Here is a 23,604-nt window from a genome sequence, read left to right as displayed (position 1 = left end):
TTATACAAAGTCTCGAATGAACCGGCCGTGGCGCGTGACATAGAGCCGCGCGGGGCTTTCAAAGGGCAATGAGGGATCACCTATCATGAGTTTTGTGACATCTTCGAGAACCGTGCGCGTGATTTTCGGCATGTTCAGACCGGAAAGGTCTGTCATGTCAAGCCATTGCACATTGTGCAACTCGTCAGAATCACGGGTTAGCCGGGTATCCAGCCGCAATTCGTCGGCATAACAGCAGAAGAATCGCGTGTCGTAGCGCCGCACATTGCCGGGTGGGGTGATAGCGCGGGCCACATATCGGAAACGGGAAAGATCGGGGCCCCTGGTGCTCAAGCCGAGATCCACACCCGTTTCCTCGAAAAGTTCGCGCGCGGCGGCAAGCGCCAGAGCTCTCGCGCCAGCAGCGCTCAGCCGCCGCGCCGCGGAGGCGGTGAGGCTGTGGAGGACGGCGGGATGCAGATCGCCCGAAAAGGGCAGCGCATGGTCGCGCGGATCGCGTTTGCCGCCGGGAAACACATAGGCGCCCGGCATGAAGACATGAGCGCTGCTGCGCTGGCCCATCAGTACCCTGAGCTGCGAGCCGGAGCGGTCGAAAAGAATGATGGAGGCGGCGTCGCGCGGCCGCATGGGCGCGCTCGCCGTTTCGGCACGCCGGGGAAGCTGAGTCACCTGCAAGGTCCCGCCCGCCGTCAGTGAGACGAGCCGTCGATCTGCGCTTTTTGCTGTTTTCGGTCGAAGCCGTGCATCTTCAGCGCCCATTGCAGGCCGATGACGCCGCCCTTGATGGGTTGCAGCGTCAAAAGTGCGGCGAGAACGGTGATCGGCACCCAGATGGCGAAATGCACCCACATGGGAACGGAAAACACCATATCGGTCATCATGAAACCGCCGACGGCGATATGGCCGATGATGACGATGGAAATATAGGGCGGCAGGTCATCGGACCGGTGGTGGTGCATTTCTTCGCCGCAGGCGGCACAGGCATCCACCGGCTTCAGAAAGGCCCGGAACAGGCGTCCGCTGCCGCACGCAGGACAGCGATTGGCCATTCCCCGCATGATCGAGCGGCCAAGCGGCCGTTCCGCGCTATCGTCTCCGAAGGTGACTGTTTCCGAGCCCTGATGTGCACTCATCCTTAAGTCCTTCTCCCGTTTTTGAACCGCCTGCAGCGGTCTTGTTACCGTCGCCTTCTGGGCGGCCGCGTCCCGGGCTTTGCGGCAGAACGCGACGTTCGCCGGCCTGCCTTGTGGAACGACCGCGAGCCGACCGGCATCTTGCGCCCCGGGCTCAGCATATCGAAACGAAGCGCGCCTGCCAAAGGCACCGCTTCCGCAAGCCGCACCTGAACCGTATCGCCAAGCTGGTATCCGAGGCCCGTCTTCTCTCCTGTCAGGGCCTGATGGGCCTCATCGTAAAGGAAATAATCGGTTCCGAGTGTAGATATAGGAACAAAACCGTCCGCGCCAAATTGCGGAAGCGCGACAAAAAGTCCCGCCTTGGTGACACCGCCGACGCGGCCCTCGAATTCTTCACCCACCCGTTCGGAAAGATGATGCGCGATCAGCCGGTTGACGGTATCGCGCTCTGCTGCCATGGCGCGCCGCTCGAAGGTCGAGATTTCAGCGGCGATGTTATCCAGCGTCGCCTCTTCCTGCGGTGTGATGCCGCCTTCGCCGAGGCCAAGCGACCCGACCAGCGCGCGATGCACGATGAGGTCGGCATAACGGCGGATCGGCGAGGTGAAATGCGCATATTTCATCAGGTTGAGGCCGAAATGGCCGATATTCTCCGGGCTGTAGATCGCCTGGCTCTGGCTGCGCAGCACCATCTCGTTGACCATGATCTGGTGCGGTGTATCGAGCGCGCGGGCCAGAATGCCGTTGAAGGAATTGGCGCGCATGGCCGCACCCTTGGCCATGGAAATGCCGATGGTGCCGAGGAATTCGCGCAGCACCTCCTGCTTGGAAAGCGTGGGCGCATCGTGGACGCGATAGACCAGCGGCTGCTTCTTCTTTTCCAGCGTCTCGGCGGCGGCGACATTCGCCTGGATCATCATTTCCTCGATCAGCTTGTGGGCGTCCAGCCGTTCGGGAATTACGACCGCGTCGACGGTACCATCGGGGCGCAGCTTGATCTTGCGCTCGGGCATGTCAAGTTCCAACGGCTGGCGCCGGTCACGGCCTCGCTTCATCACCTCATAGGCGTGCCACAGGGGCTTGAGGATCGGCTCCAGCAGCGGTCCGGTCTTATCGTCGGGCTTGCCGTCAATGGCGGCCTGAGCCTGCTGGTAGGAGAGCTTCGCAGCGCTCTTCATCATGATGCGATGGAAGGTATGGCCGGCCTTGCGCCCTTCCTTAGAGAAGGTCATCCGCACCGCAAGGGCAGGGCGGTCGACGCCTTCCTTCAGCGAGCAGAGATCGTTGGAAATGCGCTCCGGCAGCATCGGCACGACGCGGTCGGGGAAATAGACCGAGTTGCCGCGTTTCAGCGCTTCGCGGTCCAGCGGCGAACCGGAACGCACATACCAGGAGACATCGGCAATGGCGACGGTGACGATGACACCGTCAGGATTGTCGGGCGAAGTGTCGGGCTCGGCATAGACCGCATCGTCATGGTCCTTGGCGTCGGCCGGATCGATGGTGATGAGCGGCAGGTCGCGCCAGTCCTCGCGGTGCGACATGCTGGCCGCCTTGGCGGCATCCGCCTCGGCAAGAACGTTCGAGGGAAAGATATGCGGAATGCCGTGGGAATGGATCGCGATCATCGAGATCGCCTTTTCCGAGGCAACGGAGCCGATGACCGACAGCACCTTGGCGCGCGTCAGCCCGTAACGGCCGCTGTTGCGCGAGGTTTCCACCTCGATCAGATCGCCGTCCTTGGCATCGCCGACGCCATCGGGGTCGATGACCATTTCCTCACCGCGCCGGTCGATCGGCATCAGCCGTCCGCCGCCGCCGGCCGTCTCCTTGAACACGCCGAGCAGAGCATTCTGCCGGCGGTCGATCAGCTTTACGACGCGGGCCGTATAGGCCGGGCCGGAGCTTTCCTTGGAGGGGAAGATTTTCGCCAGAATGCGGTCGCCAAGACCCGCCGCCGGGGCCTTCTTGCCGCGATCCTGCGATGACTGGCGGATGAGCACGGCCGGCGCCGCGCCCTGATCCTCGGGCCATTCCGCCGGCCGGCCGATCAATTCGCCGTCCTTGTCACGGGTGGTGATATCGAGAACCGTGACCGGCGGCAGGCCGCCCGGCCGCGTCAGCGACTTGCGGCTCTTCTGCACCATGCCGTCGGCTTCAAGCTCTTTCAGCAGCGCTTTGAGAACGACGCGGTTCTCGCCTTTCAGCCCGAAAGCCTTGGCGATTTCCCGCTTGGAGGCCTGTTGCGGATGGTCGGCGATGAATTTCAGCAGCACCTCGCGGGACGGCACCTCGCCATGGATGATGCCTTCACCTTCACTGACCCGCTTGCCGCGCCCGGTGCGTCCGAAACCGTCGCTGGCGGAACCCTGTCTCTGACGCGGCGCTTTGCTCACTCTGCTGCCTTCTTGGGTTTGGCCGCTGCCTTCGGCTTGGCGGCCGTCTTGCTCTTCGTTGCCGCCTTGGCCTTGGTCGCCTTGGGCTTTGCTGCGGCGTCACCATCGGCCTTCTTGGCAGTTGTCTTCCTGCCCTTGGCAGGCTTGCCGCCGGTGCCGGTCTTGGCGATGCGCTCGGCGATCAGCACCAGCGCCTCGTCCAGCGTCACCGAAGCCGGGTCCTGACCCTTCGGAATGGTGGCGTTGACCTTGCCCCAGTTGACGTAAGCGCCATAACGCCCGTCGCGAACGGTGATGGCACCGCCATCGGGGTGATCGCCCAGCTCCTTCAGCGCCGCCGGCGTGCCGCTGCGGCCGCGGCCCGGTCCCTTGCTCAGCTTTTCGGCAATCACGGTCACGGCGCGGTTGAGGCCGATAGAGAACACGTCCTCGATGCTTTCAAGGTTCGCATAGGAACCGTCATGCAACAGGAACGGCCCGTAGCGGCCGAGGCCGGCGGAAATCATCTTGCCGGTTTCCGGATGCTTGCCGATATCGCGCGGCAGGTTGATGAGCGCTAAGGCCTTTTCGTGGTCGATATCTTCAGGCTTCCAGCCCTTGGGCAGCGAGGAGCGCTTGGCCTCCTTGCCGTCACCGCGCTGGATATAGGGCCCGAAACGGCCGGAGCGCAGCGTCAGCTCCTCGCCGGTCATAGGATCGGCACCCAGCGCCTTCGGCTCGTTCGATGCGGCAGCTTCCGCTTCCGAGCCGTCCGAGGTCAGCTGGCGGGTGTAGTTGCATTCCGGATAATTGGAGCAACCGACGAAAGCGCCGTATTTGCCGAGCTTCAGCGAAAGATTGCCGGTGCCGCAAACCTGACAGATGCGCGGATCGGAACCGTCCTCGCGCTTGGGGAAGACCAGCGGCGCCAGAACCTCGTTCAGCGCATCCAGAACGTTGGTGACACGCAGTTCCTTGGTGTCTTCGATCTGTGCGAAGAAATCCTTCCAGAAATCGCGCAGCACCTGCTTCCAGTCCAGTTCGCCGGCGGAAATCCGGTCGAGCTTTTCTTCAAGGGCCGCGGTGAAGTCGTATTCGACGTATTTGGTAAAGAAGCTTTCGAGGAAAGCCGTCACCAGCCGGCCGCGCGAATGCGGCACCAGCTTGCGCTTGTCGACGACGATATATTCGCGGTCGCTCAGCGTCTTCAGCGTCGCCGCATAGGTGGAAGGACGGCCGATGCCGAGTTCTTCCATCTTCTTGATCAGCGAGGCTTCCGAATAACGCGGCGGCGGTTCGGTGAAGTGCTGGCTGGCATTGATCTTCTGCTTGGCGAGGTTCTCGCGCTCGTTGATCGGCGGCAGACGGCCTTCGTCGTCACCGTCATCGCTCTGCTCGCCATCTTCCTTCTGGTCGGTATAAGCGGCGATGAAGCCGTCGAAGCGGATGACAGAGCCGACGGCGCGCAGGCCTGCCTTTTCGCCGCCATTGCTGGCGAGGATTTCCACCGTCGTCCGCTCGATTTCCGCCGAGGCCATCTGGCTCGCTATGCCGCGCTTCCAGATCAGGTCATAGAGACGCAGCTGATCGGGATCGAGGTAACGCTTCACCTGATCCGGCGTGCGGTTGAAATCGGTCGGGCGGATAGCTTCGTGCGCTTCCTGGGCGTTCTTGGCTTTGGTGGAATAGAAACGCGCCTTTTCCGGCACGTAACGGCCACCGAACTGCTCGCCAATGGCGCGGCGGGCGGCATCGATCGCTTCCGGGGCCATCTGCACGCCATCGGTACGCATGTAGGTGATCAGACCGACGGTCTCGCCGCCGATATCGATGCCTTCGTAAAGCTTCTGCGCCACCTGCATGGTGCGCGAGGCGGAAAAGCCCATGCGCGAGGAGGCCGCCTGCTGCAGCGTCGAAGTGGTGAAGGGCGGGCCGGGATTGCGCTTGACCGGTTTCGCCTCGACGCTTTCAACGACATAGCTCGCGCCTTCCAGCAGCGCCTTCAGCCGGTTCGCGTCGTCTCCGGTCTTGATCGAGCGGCTTTGCAGGCGCTTGCCATCGGCCGAAACCAGCTTGGCTTCGAACTCGTCACCGCGCGGTGTCTTCAGAAGTGCGCTGATGTTCCAGTATTCCTCAGAGACGAAACGCTCGATCTCGGATTCGCGGTCGCAGACGAGACGCAGCGCAACCGACTGAACGCGGCCGGCGGAACGCGCGCCGGGCAGCTTGCGCCACAGCACCGGCGACAGGTTGAAGCCGACGAGATAATCCAGCGCGCGGCGGGCGAGATAGGCGTCGACCAGCGGCACATCGATGTCGCGCGGGTTCGCCATGGCGTCCAGCACGGCCTTTTTGGTGATGGCGTTGAAGACCACGCGTTTTACCGGCTTGTCGCCGAGGACGCGCTTCTTCTTCAAGAGATCGAGAACGTGCCAGGAAATGGCCTCGCCTTCGCGATCCGGGTCGGTTGCGAGAATGAGGCCGTCGGAGGATTTTACCGCATCGGCAATATCCTTCATGCGCTTGGCGGATGCGCTGTCGACCTCCCAGGACATTTCGAAATCCTGGTCGGGCAGCACCGATCCGTCCTTGGCAGGAAGGTCTCTGACGTGGCCAAAGGATGCAAGAACCTTGTAGCCCGAGCCAAGATACTTGTTGATCGTCTTGGCTTTGGCAGGAGATTCTACGACGACGACATTCATATTGTTTTTCTCTGGAACTGGTCCGTTAACGTGGCCGGGTCACGGCGCAATGCCGCAATTCGCCTTCTTTATATTTCGACATGGACAGGTAATGCGCGCGGGTCAAGAGGCAAGGCCGATTTTATCGCTTCAAGGTGATTGCAACCTATGGATAATCTATTGTTGTATTGCAATCTTTGGTAAATTGGTTATGATGGGCAACATCATTTGAATCGACTTATTGCTCTTCGTTTCAGGCAAATTTTGCAGGATAGATATATGGTCCCCAACGCAACAAACAATAATGCCGATAATGAAGGGACCAGAGAGAACTTGGCTTACATTCGCCAGATGCTCGCGGAACTGAGGCAGGTCGCAAGCCGTGAGGGGGCCGACATGCTGTGTTATCTGATCGAGATGGCCTATGTCGAAGTCGGCGATATCCAGAGCGGACGGCGCAAGCTGTCAATCCGCGATGAAGAGCGACACACGCCCCCCGGCATGCCGGTTTAGACGTCCGGCAATATCAAGCTCCAGCAGCACCAGGTGAACGGTTGCAGCGGAAAAACCTGTGTGACGGATGATATCGTCCGTTTCCACAGGCGAGGGACCGAGAGCGGCGGCGATGATGCTGCGCTCGTCGTCACCTGGTGGTGACATCTCCGTGTCGGATCTCGGTTCCTCGATCTTGCGTTCGTAGGGCAATTGCGGCTCCATCAGCGGCCGCAGCGCTTCCAGAATATCAGCCGCGCCCGTGGTCAGCATCGCGCCTTCCTTGATCAGCCGGTTGGTGCCCTCGCAGCGGGCATCGAGCGGGGAGCCGGGTACGGCGAAAACGAGCCGCCCCGCTTCTCCGGCAAGCCTTGCCGTTATCAGCGAACCGGAGCGCTCCGCCGCTTCGACGATGACGACACCGAGGGAGACGCCGGCGATCAATCGGTTGCGGCGGGGAAAATCGCGGGCGCGCGGTTCCCAGCCAAAGGGCATTTCGCTGATCGTCGCGCCGCCCTGGTCATATATCTCCTGCAAAAGCCCGAAATTTTCCTGCGGGTAGGGGCGGTCGAGACCGCCGGCCAGCATGGCAACCGTGCCGGTTGCAAGGCTTGCCCGGTGTGCGGCCGCATCGATGCCGCGCGCCAGCCCCGAAGCGATGCTATAGCCGGCGCGGCCGCAATCGCGCGCCAGCATGGCGGCGAATTTCGCGCCGTTGATGGAGGCGTTGCGCGAACCGACGATGCCGATGCTCGGTCTTGTCGCGGTCGCTGCCGATCCTTTCATGGCGATCAGCGGCGGCGCGCCATCCAGCTGCCGCAGGGCAGGTGGGTAATCGGGCTCGCCGATGCCGACGAAACGCGCGCCGAATTTTTCGGCCCTTTCGATCTCGCGTTCCGCCTCCGCTTGCGTCGCGATGCGCGGACTGCGCGACGAGCCGCCGCGCCTTGAAAGCTCGGGCAGGGCATCGAGCGCCTTTTCGGCGCTGCCGAAATGATTGATGAGTTCGCGGAAGGTGACGGGACCGATATTGTCGCTACGGATCAGCCTCAGCCACGCGACCCGCTGCCGCGCGGAAAGCTCTATGCCCTGCCGTGTCGTTTCCTCATGCGGCATGGCACATCCTTAAATGGGCCTCAGCCCTTTTGCCCGATCCTGCTTTCAGTGCCCGCCAGCAGGCGTGCGATGTTCTCGCGGTGCTTCCACCATGAAATCGCACTCAGCAGCGTAACCAGCAGAGCCGTCTTTTCAGGTCCGAGCACCCAGAGGGCGACGGGAATGACCAGCATGGCCAAAAGCGCCGACAGCGACGAGTAGCGGGTGATGAAGGCGGTTGCGAGCCAGATGAGCGCAAAGGCCAGCATCATCAGCGGTGCGGCCCCCAAAAGCACGCCGATATAGGTTGCCACACCCTTGCCGCCCTTGAAGCCGAGCCACACCGGAAACAGGTGGCCGAGGAAGGCGAAGAAACCGGCGACCAGCGACGCTTCGTAACCCCAGAGCGCATTCGCGACCAACACCGCCGCCGTGCCCTTCAGCGCGTCCAGCAGCAGGGTTGCGGCGGCGAGCTTCTTATTGCCCGTGCGCAGCACATTGGTCGCGCCGATATTGCCAGAGCCGATCTTGCGCACGTCACCCAGCCCCGCCATGCGGGTAAGAATGAGGCCGAAGGGAATGGAACCGAACAGATAGCCGATCAGCGCTGCAAGCGCGAGAAGGGCAGGCGCCGTCTGCCAGTCAGTCAAAGCACTCATTCAAACGTCCCCTCTGCCGCGCTGGCCGCGTGATCTCTGTCGGTGATCTTATGCCAAGGAATGAACGGCTTTGCCAGCCACATAAGTGGCAACCGCGCGGCCGCTGAAACGGGCATCCTCAAACGGGGTGTTCTTGGATTTCGAGACCAGCTGCTCCTTTGCCACGAGCCATGGCTCGTCGAGGTCGATCAGCGTGATATCGGCCTTCGCACCCGCCATCAGCGTTCCCGCATCCAGTCCGAAAATCTTCGCCGGGCGGGTGGAGAGCGCATCGATCAGTCGCATCAGCGGAACTTCGTCGCTGTGGTGCAGGCGCAGCGCCGCCGCCAGCAGGGTTTCAAGCCCGACCGCGCCGCTCGCCGCATCCGAAAACGGCAGCCGCTTGGTGTCGACATCCTGCGGGTCGTGCGAGGAGACAATAATGTCGATGGTGCCATCCTTCAGTGCCTCCACCATGGCCTTGCGGTCGTCTTCGGCGCGCAGCGGCGGGGAGAGCTTGAAGAACGTGCGGTATTCGCCGATATCGTTCTCGTTGAGCGTCAGATGGTTGATCGAGATGCCGCAGGTGGCTTTGACGCCCCGCTGCCGCGCAAGGCGGATCGCTTCCGCGGATTCGGGCACGGAAATCTTGGCGGCGTGGTAGATCGCCTGTGTCAGCCCGGCAATGCGCAGGTCGCGCTCCAGCGGGATGATCTCGGCCTCCTTCGGAACACCCGACAGCCCGAGCCAGCTTGCGAAAAGCCCCTCGTTCATGTCACCGCCGCCGATATATTTGTCGCGCGTCTCGAGCGCGATCACTGCGCCCAGTTCGCGCGCATAGGTCATGGCGCGGCGCAGCACCAGCGTATCGGAAAGCGCCTTGCGGCCATTGGTGAAGGCCACCGCGCCGGCTTCCTTCAGCATGCCGAATTCGGTCATTTCCTCGCCGTTCAGACCCTTGGTCAGGGCTGCTGCGGGATGCACGTTGACGAGCGCCTTGTCGCGCGCCGTCTTTTTCACATATTCGACCAGCGCGATGTCATCGATGACAGGATCGGTATCGGGCATGACGATGATGCTGGTGACGCCGCCGGCCGCTGCCGCGCGCGAGGCGGATTCGATGGTTTCGCGGTGTTCGGCACCAGGCTCACCCACGAAAACACGGGCGTCCACCAGACCGGGAACAGCCAGCAGACCCTTGCAGTCGCGAACGGTCGCCCCTTCGGGAGCGCCCTGATTATGCGCACCCTTACCTGCCGCCAGAATGGTGCCATCAGCGCCGATGATCACACTGCCGGTCTCGTCGAGATTCCGGGATGGATCGACGATGCGGAGATTGTTGAGAACGGTAACGGCACTCATACGCGCTCACCCTGATTTTGCGAGACAAGCAGGGTTTCCATGACCGCCATGCGCACGGCAACCCCCATTTCCACCTGGCTTTCGATCACGCTCTGCGGACCGTCGGCCACGTCGGAGGCGATTTCCACGCCGCGGTTCATCGGGCCGGGATGCATGACCAGCGCATCCTCCTTCGCCGCTTTCAGCTTTTCGGCATCCAGACCGTAATAATGGAAATATTCGCGCACCGAAGGCACGAAGGAGCCGGACATACGCTCGCGCTGCAGGCGCAGCATCATCACCACATCGGCGTTCTTCAGTCCTTCCTTCATGTCGTGGAATACTTCGACGCTCATGTCGCGGATACCGGAAGGAAGAAGCGTGGCGGGGGCGACGACGCGAACGCGCGCACCCATCTGGTTGAGCAGGATGATGTTGGAGCGGGCGACGCGTGAATGCAGCACGTCCCCGCAGATCGCCACCGTAATGCCGGACAGTTCGCCCTTCGCGCGGCGGATGGTCAGTGCGTCGAGCAACGCCTGCGTCGGGTGCTCATGCTGGCCGTCGCCGGCATTGACGACGGAGCAGGCGACCTTTTGCGCTAGAAGCGCTGCCGCACCGGCGGAAGAATGGCGCACGACCAGCACGTCCGGGCGCATGGCGTTCAGCGTCATCGCCGTGTCGATCAGCGTTTCGCCCTTCTTCACCGAGGAATTGCCGACCGACATGTTCATCACGTCTGCACCAAGGCGCTTTCCGGCAAGCTCGAAGGAGGACTGCGTGCGCGTCGAGGCTTCGAAGAACAGGTTGATCTGCGTCAGGCCCCGAAGCGTCGAGGTCTTTTTCTCGCGCTGGCGGCTGATTTTCACCGCCTCGTCGGCCTTGTCGAGAAGCAGGGTGATATCCTGATGGGAAAGCCCCTTGATGCCGAGGAGATGGCGATGGGGGAAGAAGACCATGCGGTTTGCCTCCTGACGGGCGCCGCATTTTCCCGTGAAAATGCCCGGAACGCCCGAATGCTGATCCGCGCGCTCCCATTCGCTGTGAACACGCCTCAGGAGTGCGGCGGAATTCGGTCCTGCGCTCTATAGAGACTGCATGGTCGCGGGGCAAGCGCCCGCAACTCCTGAAATGAAAACATGCCGATGTTTCCCCAACCCTCGAGCACAAACGGCCTGACGATGGAAGGCGCAGGCATTAAACGATGCCATGCTCCTTCAAAAGCGCCTGCTCGTCTCCTGACGCCCAGCCGAAAACTTTCGGGGCTCCGTCCAGCCTCTGGACGAAGTAGTGAACATCGAAATCGATTGCGACATCCGGTTGCCGCTTGCGATCAAAGGTCGCCGTCCAGGCAACATGGGCAAGGCAATGATGGTCGTCGATGGGCGAGATACGGATGTCGCGTATCCGCATTTCCTTCGTTCCGATCGTCCGGTAGCGCTCGTAGCCCTTCATCATGACCTGCTTCAAGTGGTCATCGTTCTTTCCGGTCATCACCCCGGCGGGGGAGGCGGCGATAAAGTCGGAGGCGTAGAGGGAGGCGACCTCCTCCATATCCATGTCACCCTTGAGAGACTTATTGAAAAATCGCTCATATCGCTCGAAGAGCCTTCTTACGCTGGCCTCCATGGTCTCCTCCCTGTGCAGCCGTTCAGCAAAGTCGCCAACCGAAAAAGCATGCCGCAGGTTCCACGTCAGGCCGCAGATTATGGAGAATGCGTTTATCCGCATGCCCGCCGGTTGCTGCCGCAACTTCTGCGCGGCTTTTTTGGGGACTGTCGTTGATCTTGCCGGAAACGTGTTTGGTATTCTCCGGGCCGGATATCTAAATCAGGGACATTCCCGAAAAATGCTGAAAGCGGCGGTTTAATCGCCTCAATCGCTTCCTGCGGGTGGAATTATGCAATATCACCCCACTATGCAACGCCAGTACAAAACAGCTAGAAGCAGCGGATGACCCAGAATTCCCGGACAGAAGAAACGCTCGCCGAACTGAACCAGCCAAGCCTCTGGTCCGGTATCAACGCCTATCGTTCCGATCCGCTGATCGTCGACCTCACTTCCGGACTGTCGCGCAATCTAAGGGATGAGTTCGACCAGCTCGGCCGCTACGTCACGTCGCATGAGGCGCAGGAGCTGGCGCGCATGGCCAATCAGGGCGTGCCGCAGCTGCATACCCACGGCCCGCGTGGCGAGCGTCTGGATCAGGTGGAATTCCACCCCGCCTGGCACGCGCTGATGCGCCGTTCCATGTTGTCAGGCCTGCATTCCAGCGTTTGGGAAAATTCTCCTGATACGCGCGGCAATGAGCACAAGGCCCGCGCCACCAAATTCTACCTGACCTCGCAACTTGAGGCCGGGCATCTTTGCCCGCTCACCATGACCAGCGCCTCCGTTGCCGCCATCATGGCTTCGCCGCGCGTGCAGAAGGAATGGGCGCCGAAGATTCTCTCGCGCAAATATGATTCCTCGCAGAAACCGGCCCTGCAGAAAACCGCCGTCACCATTGGCATGGGCATGACGGAAAAACAGGGCGGCACGGATGTGCGCGCCAACCGCACTACGGCGGAGCGGGTGGGCGAAGGCATCTATCGCCTGTCCGGTCACAAGTGGTTCCTGTCCGCGCCGATGAGCGACGGTTTCGTCATGCTCGCCCAGATGGGCGACGGCATGGGCTGCTTCCTCGTGCCGCGTTATCTGGAAGACGGTTCGAAGAACGGCCTGCATTTCCAGCGCCTCAAGGACAAGCTCGGCAACCGCTCCAACGCTTCCGCCGAAGTCGAATTCACCGATGCCTTCGGTTATCTGCTGGGCGATCCCGGCAGCGGCATCCGTACGATCCTCGACATGGTGACGCTGACGCGGCTCGATTGCGCGCTTGCCTCCGCCGGCATGATGCGCGCCTCGCTTGCCGAAGCCGTGCATTATGCCCGTGGCCGTTCTGTTTTCGGCAAGATGCTGGTCACGCAACCGATCATGACGCGTGTTCTCGCCGACATGGCGCTGGATGTGGCGGCGGCCACTGCGCTCTCCTTCCGGCTGGCGACCGCATTCGACGCTGCCCGCAACAATCCGGCCGAGGCCGCCTATGCGCGGGTGATGACGCCCATCGTAAAATACTGGTGCTGCAAGATCGCGCCGGCGCTTATCTATGAGGCCATGGAGTGCCTTGGCGGCAACGGTTACGTGGAAGAGCGGCCGATTGCCCGCCACTATCGCGAAGCGCCCGTCAACGCCATCTGGGAAGGCTCCGGCAACGTCATGGCGCTGGATGTGCTGCGGGTTCTCCAGCGCGGCAAGGATCTGTTCGATCTCGTCTTCCAGACGCTGGAGCGCGATCTGGGTGCAGCCGGCAAAAAGACCACCGACGTGCTGCGCGCCGCAATCGCCCTTGCCGAACGTGACGAGGGAGCGGCCCGCCTGTTGGTGGAGCAGTTCGCGCTTGCGGCCGCTGCCGCCGAGCTTTGCCGCCTCGGCGCCGGCAAGATTGCCGATGCCTTCCTCGAGACCCGTCTCGCGGGCGGCTGGCGGCATACTTACGGCATGCTCGATTCCCGCTTCGATCCGAATTATATAATCGATCTTCTTTATCCGCCTGCATCTTGACCGATGCTTGCGGATGAAGGTTTTGCAGTCCCGGCGGGAGGGGTCTCGGATTTGAAAAACAGCAATGGCGTAAAGCGTGTTCTGATCTGTCGTGACACTTTCGCGCATCGATGCGCGGCAAGGGAAGGCGGCTGCCAATGCTGACCTTCCGTTCCGCCCGTTCCGAGGATGAAGACGCGCTCTACGCCATAAGCCTCGCCACCGGCGATGCCGGGCAGGACGCCACCGCCCTTTACAATGATGGCCGCATGGTCGGGCATATCTATTCCGTGCCCTATCTACATCTCTGGCCCGATGCCGTTTTCGTGGCGGAGGATGAGGAAGGTGTGTGCGGCTATATCGTCGGCGCACTCGATACGGCGGTGCACGAAGAACGGCTGGAGCGGGAATGGTGGCCGCATCTGCGCAGCCTTTATCCCGATCCCGGCGGCGATCAGCAGACATGGGACGCCGACCAGCGCCGCGCCCAGTTCATCCACCATCCACGCCGCACGCCCGCCTGGCTCACCGATCCGTTTCCGGCCCATATCCACATGAACCTCCTGCCGCGCACGCAGGGCAAGGGCGGCGGCACCCGGCTTCTGTCGCGCTGGCTCGATATGGCGAGACAGAACAACGTCTACGGCATCCACCTCGGTGCCAGCGAACGCAACCATGCGGGTATGCGCTTCTGGGAAACCCGCGGGTTCAAACGCCTCGAAAGCCACGAAACGCCGGGCAGCGTATGGTTCGGCATGGCGCTGGAGTAATATTGGCAGATTATGCCAATCGGTGGTATTGTTGGACGTCGCTAATATCTGGTGGAGGCTCTGATGCCGACGCGTAACGTCGTTCTGACACAGCATCACGAAGAGATCATAGACGAACTCGTTAAATCTGGCCGCTATCAAAATGCCAGCGAAGTGCTGCGCGAGGGCTTACGATTGATCGAAAGGCGCGAGCGCCTTGAGGTGACCAGATTGGAAGCCTTGAGGGTGGCGGCGCAACAGGGCTTCGCAGACCTTGATCAAGGCCGTTTTACGGATGTGGCGGAGGATGATCTCGACGACTTCATTTCCGCTCTCGGGCGCGACGCTGAAGCGCGCCTTGCCAAATCTGATAAGGCATGACGAAGTATCGTCTGTCCGAAGCCGCGCAATCGGACATTATTGAAATTCTTGGATTGACCCACACGACATTTGGGGCCGCAGCTAGAAAACGCTACGAAAAATTGCTTGTCACGGCGCTGCGTGATGTTGCGCGGGATCCGTTTCGCTCCGGAACAAGTCTCCGCCCGGAAGTGGCAGACGATGTCCGCAGCTACCATCTCCTTACAGCCGGGAAAGGGCGAGAAGTGAAACCGGCCTGGTTAAATATCCGAGGCATCTGTTGCTTTATCGCGTGTTGAATCCCGATTTGGTGGGCATCGGTCGCATTCTTCATGATTCCATGGAAATCGAGCGGCATCTCCCGGTTGACTATGGAGATGTCAGCGGCTGAAAACGCATGGTGTCACCTTCATCCACAAAAACCTTCCGTCCATCCGCCCCGCCGCGTTGTTCTTCCCTTCATGCTTTGTTAACCCGTTGAGAGAGGCCTTTCAAAACACGGGTAGGGAATCATGCTGGCGACCGCAGAGGCGATTTCAGCCGACAGACCGGAAAAGCGCATCAAGGATCGCGCTCAGACCGAGAAGGCGATTTTTAATGCGGCGCGGTCGCTGCTTGCCGAAGAGGGATTCCAGGGTTTTGGCATCAATGCCGTTGCCCGCCGCGCCGGCTGCGACAAGCAGCTCATCTACCGTTATTTCGGCGGCCTCGACGGCCTGATAGAGGCGATCGGCGAGGACCTCGGTTCATGGGTGAAGGATCGCATTCCGGAAGATACCGGCGGCATGTTCCTTTTGACCTATGGCGACCTCATGGAAAAGCTCGCGCTTTATTTCATGGATGCGCTGCGCAGCGATCCTCTCGTCTGCAAGATCATCGCCTGGGAAGTGTCTGACGGTTCACCCCAGGTGCGGCAACTGGCCGAAGCCCGCGCCAAATCGCTCGGCAAATGGCTGGAGCGTATGCGCGGTTCGCTGGCGGCGCCGAAGGGGGTGGATACAGCGGCGGTCAATGCCGTACTGTTCGCTGCCATTCAGCACCTCGTCATTTCCGCTGCGACCAGCGGTCAGTTCGCTGGCGTACCGCTGAAATCAGACCGGGACTGGGACAAGATCGCCACTGCCGTCAAAAGGCTGGTGCGCGGCGTTTACGGCTGAACCGGTTTCGCAGGCGGAAGACAGTCGCGCCTGGACCTGCGCATTAAAGAAAAATCAGTCATGTTTTCATCGGGCCGGCAAACGCGCGGCGCATCCGGCCGTCCACGCGATCACGTTTTTATCCACATGCCGGCCGCCGTCGTTAACCATAATGACAGCTTTCATTTGCCTCGCCATGGCTGCCGGTCCAGTGTGGATTAACGAAATGTTAACCATGCGCAATGACTGCGCATAAGGGAGCCGCAAGTGAGCCGCTGGACAGCTTTAGGCGTCATGATGACGTTTTTTGTGATGCTGCCGTTGGATATCGACGCGCCGGCGCTGAACCTCTGCCTTATGGCCGTGGTGCGCTGGGCGGTGCTTGCCGGCGTTCCCGATACGATGTTTGTGCGGGGGCAGGCGGCATGAAGTGGTTTCTGATCCTCTGGGCCGGTCCCGTTGCGCTGCTGGGCAGCTGGTACTGGCTTTCCTATTACGACATGAGCTTCGGCTTCTACATGCTCACACGCCAGACCCATGATCTGGTGTTCGAGATTTACGGCAATATTCTCGGCCTGCCGCCGGAAAGCCTGCCGCCCCTGGTGGCACGCGCCATTGCCGTCGACAGCCTGATCGTTTTTGCGATTCTCGCCTTCCGCAAGAGAAAGCAGATTGCGGCCTGGTGGCAGGGCCGTCAGTCGGCCGCGCGGGTGAGTGCGGAAAGCCTGTCCAGCGCGCCCTGAAGAATGAAGCTCGCGGCGGCTGAATCGATGCGTTCGGCCCGCTTTGCGCGTGAGACGTCCATTTCCAGCAATGCGCGCTCGGCCGCGACCGTCGAAAGCCGCTCATCCCAGAAAATGAAGGGCAGGGTGGTTTTTTCGCCCATCGTCCGCACAAAGGCGCGCGTCGCCTGCACGCGGGGACCGGCCGAACCATCCATGTTCATCGGCAGGCCGATGATGAAGGCGAAAACTTTTTCCTTTTCGGCAAAGGCCAGCAGCACTTCCGCATCCTGCGTGAATTTCACCCGTTTGATGACGGGGCGCGGCGTTGCGAAACGCCGCGACAGGTCCGACATGGCAAGCCCGATCGTCTTCGTGCCAAGGTCGAGGCCGGCAATAGCCTGTCCCGGCTGAAGCGCCTGCGCCAGTTCCTCAATGGTGAGTGTTGCCATGTCGCGTGTTGTCCTTATCGTTTGCGGACGAATTCGGTGCGCAGCACCAGACCCTTCACCGCATCATGTTTGCAATCGATCTCTTCCGGATTATCGGTCAGGCGGATCGACTTGATGACGGTGCCCTGCTTGATGACCGTGCTGGTGCCCTTGACCTTCAAATCCTTGATCAGGGTGACGGAATCGCCATCCGCCAGCACATTGCCCGCCGCATCGCGCACTTCATTCGTACGCGCCGCTTCTGCAGCCAGCTCGGAGGCCGGTCGCCATTCACCGGTCGCCTCGTCATACACGTACTCGTCATCATTTGCGGCCATGGTCGCCTCTCTTAAATATTGGTAGTGCGGTTGTTCAGGCCGTCCTATGTCATAATATACCGGCAATACAAAGGAGAACTTCCCATGAAAATCACCTGGCTCGGCCATTCCGCCTTCCGCCTCGAAAACGGCAGCGCGAAGATACTCATCGATCCGTTCTTCACCGGTAACCCCGGTTTTGTCGGACAGGATGGAAAGTCGGCAGCCGAAGGCATCACCCATATTCTCCTGACCCACGGCCATGGCGACCATGTCGGCGATACCGTCCAGCTTGCCCGCGAAACCGGCGCGACGGTTCTTGCAAATGCCGATCTTGCCGCCTGGCTTTCCGCCAAGGGCGTCGCGAAGGTCGATATGGGCAATACCGGCGGCACGGTGCATTTCGATGGTTTTTCCGTCACCTTCACCAATGCGCTGCATTCCTCCGCCCAGATCACCGAAGACGGCGTCTCCCATTCGCTCGGCAATGCCAACGGTCTGATGCTGCATTTCGAAGACGGCCCGGCCGTCTATCACATGGGCGATACCGACATCTTTTCCGACATGAAACTCATCAATGAACTGCATCAGCCGGATATCGGCCTTGTGCCGATCGGTGACCGCTTCACCATGGGCGGAGCCGTCGCCGCGCTCGCATGCCAGCGCTTCTTCAATTTCGGCAATGTCATTCCCTGCCATTACGGTTCCTTCCCGATCATCGACCAGACGCCGGAGAAGTTCGTGGCCGGCATGGAAGGGGCGCAAGCGCGCGTCCACACGCCGAAGGCCGGCGATACGCTGTCCTTCTGACATTTTGCCCGTGCATGTCGCGACCGCAAACCGCCATACAGTTTGGCGCGACATGCTTTCTACCGTTGCGAATGACGGACATGGTGATTATAGCGAATGGGAAATATCCCATCGGAGTAGAACCATGTCCGTCGATCTCGCCACCGTAAAGCGCGTTGCGCGCCTTGCCCGTATCGCAGTCAGCGAAGAAGAAGCACAGAATATGCTCGGCCAGCTGAACGGCATACTCGGTTTCGTGGAGCAGCTTTCGGAAGTGAATGTCGACGGCGTCGAGCCGATGACCTCGGTGACCCCGGTGGACATGAAAAAACGCGCCGACGTGGTGACCGACGGCAACAAGGCGGAAGACATTGTCGCCAACGCGCCTGCGACCGACCGGGACTTCTTCATGGTCCCGAAAGTGGTCGAATAAGCCGACCGCCTCTGCCGCCCGATTTTTCCAAGATTTCGAAAGCCGTTGCCGACCATGACCGACCTGACGAGCCTGACCATTGCCGAAGCCCGCGAAAAGCTGAAGGCCAAAGAATTTTCCGCCCTCGAGCTGACCGACGCCTATCTCTCCGCCATCGATGCGGCCAACGGCGCGCTGAACGCCTATGTGGCGACGACGCCTGAAAAGGCGCGCGACATGGCGAAAGCCTCCGACGAACGCATCGCCGCCGGCAAGGCTGGCGAGCTGGAAGGCGTTCCGCTCGGCGTGAAGGACCTTTTCGCCACCCGTGACGTGCACACGCAGGCGTGTTCGCATGTTCTCGATGGCTTCAAGCCGAAATATGAATCCACCGTTACCCAGAACCTCTGGGATCAGGGCGCCGTCATGCTCGGCAAGCTCAACATGGACGAATTCGCCATGGGCTCGTCCAATGAAAGCTCCTGGTACGGCCCGGCCATCAACCCGTGGCGCGCCAATGGTTCCGACCAGAAGCTGGTGCCCGGTGGCTCTTCGGGCGGTTCGGCCGCAGCCGTGGCCGCGCATCTCTGCGCCGGCGCGACCGCAACCGATACCGGCGGCTCCATCCGCCAGCCGGCAGCCTTCACCGGCACCGTCGGCATCAAGCCCACCTATGGCCGCTGCTCGCGCTTCGGCATCGTCGCTTATGCTTCCTCGCTCGATCAGGCAGGCCCGATTGCCCGTGACGTGCGTGATGCCGCGATCCTGCTGAAGACGATGGCAAGCGTCGACGCCAAGGACACGACCTCCGTCGACCTGCCGGTGCCGGATTACGAAAAGGCCATCGGTCAGTCGCTCAAGGGCCTGAAGATCGGTATTCCGAAGGAATATCGCGTCGACGGCATGCCGGAAGAAATCGAAAAGCTCTGGGCCAAGGGCGTCGAGTGGCTGCGTGATGCCGGTGCCGAGGTCATCGATATCTCGCTGCCGCACACCAAATACGCGCTGCCCGCTTATTACATCGTCGCGCCGGCGGAAGCCTCGTCTAACCTTGCCCGTTATGACGGCGTCCGTTACGGTCTGCGCGTCGACGGCAAGGACATTGCCGACATGTACGAAAAGAGCCGCGCCGCCGGTTTCGGTAAGGAAGTGCAGCGCCGCATCATGGTCGGCACCTATGTGCTGTCCGCCGGTTATTATGACGCCTATTACCTGAAGGCGCAGAAGGTCCGCACCCTCATCAAGCGCGATTTCGAAAACGTCTTCCACGAAGGCGTCGACGCCATTCTGGCGCCGATCACCCCGTCTTCCGCCTTCGCAGTCGGTGACGAGGAACTCGCCTCAGATCCGGTGAAAATGTACCTGCAGGACGTTTTCACCATCACGGTCAACATGGCCGGTCTTCCGGGCCTCTCGGTTCCGGCCGGCCTCGACGGCAAGGGCCTGCCGCTTGGCCTCCAGCTCATCGGCAAGCCTTTCGAGGAGGAAACGCTGTTCAAGACGGCACACGCCATCGAGCAGGCAGCCGGCAAGTTCACCCCCGCCAAATGGTGGTGAAAAGCCTAAAGCTACGATACATGAACGAAGCCGACCGCGATGCGGTCGGCTTCGTCGGTTTTGCGGCATGGCGTTCCGGTAACGCCTTCGACGACAGCTATCTCGATCCTGATGTCATCGAGCGGGTGAGGGGCGAATTCGAGAGTTTCGCAAAGTCTCCGACCGGTGATATTGTCGTCGCTGAAATGGACGGCGTTGTTGCCGGATGGGGAGCGTGCGATACGGCACCGCATCACATTTCCGATCTCTGGGTGGACCCGAACTGGCAGGGCAAGGGGATCGGCAAAGCCCTGATCCTTCATTTTCTCGACAGGATGCGCGCGCAAGGCCTGCCGCTTGCCACCATCGACACCCATGCCAGAAACCGCGCAGCCATCGGTCTTTACGAGCGTTGCGGATTTGAGATCGTCTGGCGCGGCATGGAATGGTCGGACATCATGAAAGTCGAACTCGAGAAGGTGAAGCTAAAGCGCAGGCTCTCGCCATAACCCGCTCTTACGGCCGCAGCGGCTTCTCGGCGAAATGCCGGGCGACAGCACTGCCGCCGCCCGTTTGTTTTTCATCGATTGTCCAGCTCACCCCGCACGAGTTCCAGCCCGCGCGTCGTGATGCGGTAGGGCTTGCCGCCGGAAGAGGCGATGGCTCTCTTCCGTTTCAGCTTACGGAAGGTGAGCAGATCGAGGCCGCTGAAAATCCAGCCGTCACGCGTGTAGAGCGCGAGTTTTTCGATTTTGTGGGCGTCGTCTCGAACGAGTTCAATTCTGCCGCCCTGGGCGAGCAGGTGAAGAATGCGCTGTTCGGCGCGGGAAATGTCCATTTTTTTGAAGTCCGGTCGGCGTCGTATAGACGCGTGAAAGCAAATCCGGGTGCCGTTAAGGCATCCGGCTCGGTTTCAGCATGGCCCGGCGCGCAATAAACTTGCGGGCAGGGCCTTTACCGGGACTCCGATTGAGCGAACATAAAAACTCCGTTCTTGCTCGTTTTGGGTAGCGGGCAAAGCCGAGGCGGTCAAGTCCCGCCAGGCGCGAGAAAACCACGCTGGTCGAATCGCGCCGGCAATGGTTTAATTTCAACGGCCATGGAGGGCGCGGCTTGATCGTCATTCGCAATGCGCATGAGCAGGAAGCGGAGGTTCTGGCGGCCATCGGCCTCAGGGCATGGCGACAGGCAACCGCGGCTCTCGGCATCACCCCGACCCTTTACGACAATGCGGCCAGTGCCTTTTCCAATTTTACCCGCTCGTCATGGCTGGCGATCAGGGTGGCGGAGTTTGGCGGCTCGGTTGCCGGATGGGCGGCGCGAGAGCACTTCGACGAGACGATTTCCGATTTCTGGATCGATCCTGATTTTCAGCGCAGAGGTGTCGGCAGCCACTTGTTGGGCGATGTCGAAAGGCTGATTGAGGATAGGGGTTTCGAGACCATTCGGCTTGAAACCCATGCCCAGAATGAGCCGGCCGTCGCCTTTTTCCGCCACCATGGCTATAGCGTCCGCTGGCTCTCCGTCTCCTATGCGCCGAAACTCGACCGCGAAGTGCAGTCGGTAGGCCTGCAGAAGCAATTGGCCGAGGTCGAGAGCGGTCTTTATGGGCCGGCTTTCTGAGGCAGAGTTTGCAGAGCCTCCACCAGCCGCATCGGCCAATCCGGCATGATGGCGAGCGATGCGACAAGGCCCACCTGCAATATCACGATCGATATCAGGATGCTGCCGAACGGTTCCTTGCGCGTTTTATGCCGAAGCAGCCGTTGTGCCGAGATTGCGCCCAGGCTGCCGCCGATGAGCGCAAGCGATAACAGCGTGCTTTCCCGGATGCGCCATCCGCCATTTCTCGCCGCTTCCTTGTCACACCAATAGACAAGAAAGACGAAAAGATTGAAGGCGATATAGGTTATGAAACAGAGAGCGACCGTCACCATGGCGTGAATTGAAACCGGGAAGCGTAAAAAACGCGTATCCTGTATCGGCGAAAATCCCGGGCCTGGCGTGAGAGGGTGCAAGATGTCTTGCGCCCGCGCTCCATTTGTTCTACCCACCAAGGCCAAAGAACCCGTATATCGTGAGCTTCAGATGACCCTTGTAGACGTGCGCACCCCCGACCCGAAACGCTTCATTCCCGGCGCCACCGGCGATTGGGAAATCGTGATCGGCATGGAGGTGCATGCGCAGGTTCTCTCCAATTCCAAGCTGTTTTCCGGTGCATCGACCACCTTCGGCAATGCGCCGAATTCCAACGTGTCGCTGGTGGATGCCGCCATGCCCGGCATGCTTCCCGTCATCAACGAGGAATGCGTGAAGCAGGCGGTGCGCACCGGTCTCGGCCTGAAGGCGAAGATCAACCATCGCTCGATCTTCGACCGCAAGAACTACTTCTATCCGGATTTGCCGCAGGGCTACCAGATTTCGCAGTTCAAGGACCCGATCGTCGGTGAGGGCACCATCACCATTTCGCTCGGCCCGGACCGTCAGGGCAATTTCGAAGATATCGAGATCGGCATCGAGCGTCTGCATCTGGAACAGGACGCCGGCAAGTCCATGCATGACCAGCACCCGACCATGTCCTTCGTGGATTTGAACCGTTCGGGCGTGGCGCTGATGGAAATTGTCTCCAAGCCGGACATGCGTTCGTCGGATGAGGCCAAGGCCTATCTCACCAAGCTGCGTTCCATCGTGCGTTATCTCGGCACCTGCGACGGCAACATGGATGAAGGCTCGATGCGCGCCGACGTCAACGTCTCCGTGCGCCGTCCGGGCGAAGGTTTCGGCACGCGCTGCGAAATCAAGAACGTCAACTCCATTCGCTTCGTCGGTCAGGCCATCGAATATGAGGCGCGCCGCCAGATCGCCATTCTGGAAGATGGCGGCGTCATCGATCAGGAAACCCGCCTGTTCGACCCCGGCAAGGGCGAGACGCGGTCCATGCGCTCCAAGGAAGATGCGCATGATTACCGTTATTTCCCCGATCCGGACCTCTTGCCGCTCGAATTCGACGATGCCTTTGTCGAGGCGCTGAAGGTCGATCTGCCGGAACTGCCTGACGACAAGAAGGCCCGTTTCGTGGCCGATCTCGGCCTGTCGGTCTATGACGCCTCGATCCTCGTTTCGGAAAAGGCGATTGCCGATTATTACGAGGCAGTCGCCGCCGGTCGCGATGCGAAGGCCGCCGCCAACTGGGTCATCAACGATCTGCTCGGCGCGCTGAACAAATCGGGCAAGGATATCGAGACGACGCCGGTTTCGCCGGAACAGCTCGGTGGCATCATCGATCTCATCAAGGCCGAGACCATTTCCGGCAAGATCGCCAAGGACCTGTTCGAAATCGTCTGGAACGAGGGCGGCAACCCGGCTGAAATCGTGGAAGCCCGCGGCATGAAGCAGGTGACCGATACCGGCGCCATCGAAAAGGCCGTCGACGAGATCATCGCCGCCAACCCGGATCAGGTCGAGAAGGTGAAGGCAAAGCCGACTCTTGCCGGCTGGTTCGTCGGTCAGGTCATGAAAGCGACGGGCGGCAAGGCCAACCCGCAGGCGGTGCAGGCGCTGGTGAAGGCCAAGCTCGGTATCGAGGAAGAGTAAGCGGACGCTGCCTCGTGCTCACAGGTATCGAGGCAGAAAGCTCTCATCCGTCATCCTCGGGCTTGTCCCGAGGATCTAACGACCCACAAGGTCCAACGTGCTCAGATCCTCGGGACAGGCCCACTACTGTCCGGTTTAAATTTGCGGCCATTGGAAGGCCATCTGGATTTGGTTTCTGGGTTTGTCTGGTGGCGGGTCGAGAAGCCGATCGGTGC

The 23,604-nt window shown here is 60.8% G+C and carries 26 protein-coding genes and 1 pseudogene; 14 read left to right on the top strand and 13 right to left on the bottom strand.

Annotated features, from left to right (window positions below):
- The 4 genes from PH605_RS08540 to topA all read right to left on the bottom strand — a co-directional run bounded on the left by PH605_RS08540 (position 1) and on the right by topA (position 6,213).
- A complete protein-coding gene (locus tag PH605_RS08540) occupies positions 1–627 on the bottom strand; it encodes an NUDIX hydrolase (RefSeq protein ID WP_003521495.1) in 627 nt (208 codons plus the stop codon).
- Positions 628–689: 62 nt separating this feature from the next.
- Positions 690–1,133, bottom strand: coding sequence for a DUF983 domain-containing protein (locus tag PH605_RS08535; protein ID WP_020808926.1), 444 nt, complete (start codon positions 1,131–1,133; stop codon positions 690–692).
- Between the two features lie 44 nt (positions 1,134–1,177).
- The gene (gene rnr / locus PH605_RS08530) at positions 1,178–3,532 is read right to left on the bottom strand and encodes a ribonuclease R (protein ID WP_078054007.1); all 2,355 of its coding nucleotides are present in this window, start codon (positions 3,530–3,532) and stop codon (positions 1,178–1,180) included.
- Positions 3,529–6,213, bottom strand: coding sequence for a type I DNA topoisomerase (gene topA, locus PH605_RS08525; protein WP_142844889.1), 2,685 nt, complete (start codon positions 6,211–6,213; stop codon positions 3,529–3,531). Before topA ends, rnr begins: the two co-directional genes overlap by 4 nt.
- A 258-nt stretch (positions 6,214–6,471) precedes the next feature.
- Here topA and PH605_RS08520 point away from each other — a divergent pair, with 258 nt between their 5' ends.
- The gene (locus PH605_RS08520; protein WP_003521491.1) at positions 6,472–6,705 is read left to right on the top strand and encodes a hypothetical protein; all 234 of its coding nucleotides are present in this window, start codon (positions 6,472–6,474) and stop codon (positions 6,703–6,705) included.
- On the opposite strand, the gene dprA is transcribed toward PH605_RS08520, so the two are convergent.
- The 5 genes from dprA to PH605_RS08495 form a co-directional block, all read right to left on the bottom strand.
- Positions 6,658–7,800: a DNA-processing protein DprA gene (gene dprA, locus PH605_RS08515; protein WP_142844890.1), complete on the bottom strand. Its 1,143-nt coding sequence runs from the start codon at positions 7,798–7,800 to the stop codon at positions 6,658–6,660. The genes PH605_RS08520 and dprA overlap by 48 nt on opposite strands.
- 20 nt (positions 7,801–7,820) lie before the next feature.
- Positions 7,821–8,438 (bottom strand): glycerol-3-phosphate 1-O-acyltransferase PlsY, encoded by a 618-nt coding sequence (plsY, locus tag PH605_RS08510; protein WP_065653971.1) that lies wholly within the window; start codon positions 8,436–8,438, stop codon positions 7,821–7,823.
- A gap of 48 nt (positions 8,439–8,486) precedes the next feature.
- Positions 8,487–9,779: a dihydroorotase gene (locus PH605_RS08505; protein ID WP_142844891.1), complete on the bottom strand. Its 1,293-nt coding sequence runs from the start codon at positions 9,777–9,779 to the stop codon at positions 8,487–8,489.
- Entirely contained in the window at positions 9,776–10,717 is a 942-nt protein-coding gene (locus tag PH605_RS08500; RefSeq protein ID WP_003521487.1) for an aspartate carbamoyltransferase catalytic subunit, read from the bottom strand. Before PH605_RS08500 ends, PH605_RS08505 begins: the two co-directional genes overlap by 4 nt.
- Before the next feature lie 238 nt (positions 10,718–10,955).
- Entirely contained in the window at positions 10,956–11,387 is a 432-nt protein-coding gene (locus tag PH605_RS08495) for a nuclear transport factor 2 family protein (protein WP_125145999.1), read from the bottom strand.
- 324 nt (positions 11,388–11,711) lie between these two features.
- Here PH605_RS08495 and PH605_RS08490 point away from each other — a divergent pair, with 324 nt between their 5' ends.
- The 7 genes and pseudogenes from PH605_RS08490 (at position 11,712) to PH605_RS08455 (ending at position 16,331) form a co-directional block, all read left to right on the top strand.
- On the top strand, positions 11,712–13,364 hold the full coding sequence (locus PH605_RS08490; protein ID WP_142844892.1) for an acyl-CoA dehydrogenase family protein: 1,653 nt from the start codon (positions 11,712–11,714) through the stop codon (positions 13,362–13,364).
- A gap of 137 nt (positions 13,365–13,501) precedes the next feature.
- Entirely contained in the window at positions 13,502–14,113 is a 612-nt protein-coding gene (locus PH605_RS08485) for a GNAT family N-acetyltransferase (RefSeq protein ID WP_142844893.1), read from the top strand.
- Positions 14,114–14,176: 63 nt separating this feature from the next.
- A complete protein-coding gene (locus PH605_RS08480; protein WP_059752717.1) occupies positions 14,177–14,473 on the top strand; it encodes a type II toxin-antitoxin system ParD family antitoxin in 297 nt (98 codons plus the stop codon).
- Positions 14,470–14,843, top strand: a pseudogene (locus PH605_RS08475) (type II toxin-antitoxin system RelE/ParE family toxin). The gene PH605_RS08480 and the pseudogene PH605_RS08475 overlap by 4 nt, the downstream one beginning before the upstream one ends.
- Positions 14,844–14,964: 121 nt before the next feature.
- On the top strand, positions 14,965–15,609 hold the full coding sequence (locus PH605_RS08465; protein WP_003521480.1) for a TetR/AcrR family transcriptional regulator: 645 nt from the start codon (positions 14,965–14,967) through the stop codon (positions 15,607–15,609).
- 273 nt (positions 15,610–15,882) lie between these two features.
- A complete protein-coding gene (locus PH605_RS08460) occupies positions 15,883–16,017 on the top strand; it encodes a hypothetical protein (protein ID WP_256366667.1) in 135 nt (44 codons plus the stop codon).
- Positions 16,014–16,331, top strand: a complete 318-nt coding sequence (locus tag PH605_RS08455; RefSeq protein ID WP_003521478.1) for a DUF6105 family protein — start codon at positions 16,014–16,016, stop codon at positions 16,329–16,331. The genes PH605_RS08460 and PH605_RS08455 overlap by 4 nt, the downstream gene beginning before the upstream one ends.
- Here the strand turns inward: PH605_RS08455 and ruvX are convergent.
- On the bottom strand, positions 16,283–16,762 hold the full coding sequence (gene ruvX, locus PH605_RS08450) for a Holliday junction resolvase RuvX (RefSeq protein WP_142844894.1): 480 nt from the start codon (positions 16,760–16,762) through the stop codon (positions 16,283–16,285). The two genes, PH605_RS08455 and ruvX, sit on opposite strands and share 49 nt — an antisense overlap.
- A 14-nt stretch (positions 16,763–16,776) precedes the next feature.
- Complete coding sequence (locus PH605_RS08445; protein ID WP_065653964.1) at positions 16,777–17,079, bottom strand: alkylphosphonate utilization protein; 303 nt, start codon at positions 17,077–17,079, stop codon at positions 16,777–16,779.
- An 84-nt stretch (positions 17,080–17,163) separates the two neighbouring features.
- On the opposite strand from PH605_RS08445, the gene PH605_RS08440 reads away from it, so the two are divergent.
- The 4 genes from PH605_RS08440 to PH605_RS08425 all read left to right on the top strand — a co-directional run bounded on the left by PH605_RS08440 (position 17,164) and on the right by PH605_RS08425 (position 20,304).
- Positions 17,164–17,868, top strand: a complete 705-nt coding sequence (locus PH605_RS08440) for a metal-dependent hydrolase (protein ID WP_065653963.1) — start codon at positions 17,164–17,166, stop codon at positions 17,866–17,868.
- Positions 17,869–17,992: 124 nt separating this feature from the next.
- A complete protein-coding gene (gatC, locus tag PH605_RS08435) occupies positions 17,993–18,280 on the top strand; it encodes an Asp-tRNA(Asn)/Glu-tRNA(Gln) amidotransferase subunit GatC (RefSeq protein ID WP_003521472.1) in 288 nt (95 codons plus the stop codon).
- 54 nt (positions 18,281–18,334) lie between these two features.
- A complete protein-coding gene (gene gatA, locus PH605_RS08430; protein ID WP_065653962.1) occupies positions 18,335–19,816 on the top strand; it encodes an Asp-tRNA(Asn)/Glu-tRNA(Gln) amidotransferase subunit GatA in 1,482 nt (493 codons plus the stop codon).
- A gap of 20 nt (positions 19,817–19,836) precedes the next feature.
- Positions 19,837–20,304, top strand: coding sequence for a GNAT family N-acetyltransferase (locus PH605_RS08425; RefSeq protein WP_142844895.1), 468 nt, complete (start codon positions 19,837–19,839; stop codon positions 20,302–20,304).
- 71 nt (positions 20,305–20,375) lie between these two features.
- On the opposite strand, the gene PH605_RS08420 is transcribed toward PH605_RS08425, so the two are convergent.
- Positions 20,376–20,633: a YjhX family toxin gene (locus PH605_RS08420; RefSeq protein WP_003521470.1), complete on the bottom strand. Its 258-nt coding sequence runs from the start codon at positions 20,631–20,633 to the stop codon at positions 20,376–20,378.
- 275 nt (positions 20,634–20,908) lie between these two features.
- On the opposite strand from PH605_RS08420, the gene PH605_RS08415 reads away from it, so the two are divergent.
- A complete protein-coding gene (locus PH605_RS08415; protein WP_125145997.1) occupies positions 20,909–21,418 on the top strand; it encodes a GNAT family N-acetyltransferase in 510 nt (169 codons plus the stop codon).
- Here the strand turns inward: PH605_RS08415 and PH605_RS08410 are convergent.
- Positions 21,400–21,732: a DUF1294 domain-containing protein gene (locus PH605_RS08410; protein WP_161987843.1), complete on the bottom strand. Its 333-nt coding sequence runs from the start codon at positions 21,730–21,732 to the stop codon at positions 21,400–21,402. The genes PH605_RS08415 and PH605_RS08410 overlap by 19 nt on opposite strands.
- A 151-nt stretch (positions 21,733–21,883) precedes the next feature.
- On the opposite strand from PH605_RS08410, the gene gatB reads away from it, so the two are divergent.
- The gene (gatB, locus tag PH605_RS08405; protein WP_078054000.1) at positions 21,884–23,389 is read left to right on the top strand and encodes an Asp-tRNA(Asn)/Glu-tRNA(Gln) amidotransferase subunit GatB; all 1,506 of its coding nucleotides are present in this window, start codon (positions 21,884–21,886) and stop codon (positions 23,387–23,389) included.
- Positions 23,390–23,604: the final 215 nt, after the last annotated feature.

It is taken from the genome of Agrobacterium sp. CFBP 3001 (assembly GCF_027871605.1).
Lineage (GTDB): Bacteria > Pseudomonadota > Alphaproteobacteria > Rhizobiales > Rhizobiaceae > Agrobacterium > Agrobacterium leguminum.
Note: the sequence above shows the minus strand (reverse complement) of the source record. Positions and strands in the feature narration are given on the sequence as shown.